Annotated in this window: 2 protein-coding genes; both read left to right on the forward strand. The window is 35.7% G+C overall.

Annotated features, from left to right (window positions below; all coding sequences use genetic code 11):
- Positions 1-99 precede the first annotated feature (99 nt).
- Positions 100-720 (forward strand): TetR/AcrR family transcriptional regulator, encoded by a 621-nt coding sequence (locus ACYVRH_RS12355; protein WP_461257203.1) that lies wholly within the window; start codon positions 100-102, stop codon positions 718-720.
- A 57-nt stretch (positions 721-777) separates the two neighbouring features.
- Positions 778-1,774: hypothetical protein (locus ACYVRH_RS12360; protein ID WP_461257204.1), on the forward strand; the 997-nt coding region annotated here is incomplete at its 3' end.

Genomic DNA, 1,774 nt, shown 5'->3' on the forward strand with positions numbered 1-1,774 from the left:
ATATAATAATGGTTGAATTATTGAATAAAAGAGTTATAAAAATAAAGCGTAGAAATTTTAGTGAAACCTCCTGATATGCAAAGAAGGTATTGACAATAAATGTTTTATTTATTATTATTAAATACCATGCCACGTACAAAAAAAACAATTGATGATATGAGTGAAACCGCCCGGCAAAAGATAAAAGCGGCGGCGTTGTCGTTGTTTGCAAGGAAAGGTTTATCGGTAACGGTTGATGAAATCGCAAAAAAAGCCGCCTTGAGCAAAGAGATAATTTCCGCTCATTATCCGTCCAAAGAAGAGATGATTGCCGAATTAATACAACAGGCCGTCGTTATTTCCGGTAAAAGTTTAAAAGAAATCGCCGGGAGGGACAGCAGCGCCGCCGTAAAAATAAAGCAAATAACCGCCATGATGTGTGAAATGCTGTCGAACAACAATATCGGAATAGATTACTTTATGTTCATAATTCAAGTGAGTATGAGCGATTATAAGATGCCGGATACAGATCTGTTTACGGCGGATATGCCAAATCCTATTGAAACCCTTACGCGGATAATTTACCAAGGACAGGCTGAAGGTTCGGCTGTTACAGGCGATCCTATGCAGCTTGCTAGTGTTTATTGGGCGGCGATACAGGGGCTTTGCTGTTATGCTATAACAGGCATACCATTGTCGCCGGATCCTGAAATATTATCGCGAATTATATTGAAGGACTAATTATCACTATTTCATGAAAATTAGCGTATATTCTATTAATTAAAGGAGAAATAGTCGTTGATTTTTACGTTAATATATTTAGTTATTTCCTTCATCGTATTTTTTCTAGGCATATTTCAAATTGCGGGGAAAAACCAGCTCAGTACTTTGAACTGGTACTTTTTTGCCATTTGTACTGTATTTGCAATTTCCACTTTTAACAACAGCTTGCTGTATTATATAACTCTTTCAGAAGTCTCTGATTTAAGTGAATCAAGCCTCATTATTATTAAAAACCTAAACCTTATTTTAACACCGGTAAAAATCATGATTGTTCCGTTTCTTTTCGCATTTATACTGAATCTTTCAGGAATAAAATCCAAAAGAATAAAGATACTTCAGCTTACCTTGCTCTCCGCCAATGCCCTGTCCATTATTTCGATATTCGTTATTTTTATTGCATTTGCTGACGCAATGAGCATTTTATCTTCCTATTGGTTTAACACATTGATCACCTTGATTGTTATTATTACCTTAGGCTGCCTTGTTTTTCTTCAGTATAAATGGATAAAAATAGCTTCGCTGAAACGTGATCGCGTACAGGCAAAAGCGATATCAATAACTTCCTTAATCTCACTTATCTCGCTTATTGTCCTTGTGATAATGCCAGACTTAATTATTATAGGATTCATACCCTATATCAGTTTAATGGCGCTAATATTCATTTGCAATCATTATGCCAACCAATATAACAATTTTAGTTTTAATATCTCCAACCTTGCCGCTTATGTTTATACGGCCGTAAAACTTCCGGTGCTTATTCTTGATGATACGGGTAATATTATGCTCTGCAATACGGCTTCGGAAAGTTTTTTTAAGAAAAATGCCGAACAGCTTACCAAACTAAAATTGTTTGACTTATTTGACTTTGGGAACATATCACTATCATTACAAAAGCAAAAAAAAGACGCGTCTGTTTTTAACTGTGACGCCGTTTGCCGCGTTGAAGGGCAGAAATGCCAAATTTCGCTGAATTACGTTTATGATAAATTTGACGAAATTATCTGTACTGTAG

The sequence above is a fragment of the Treponema sp. R80B11-R83G3 genome, from assembly GCF_054786115.1.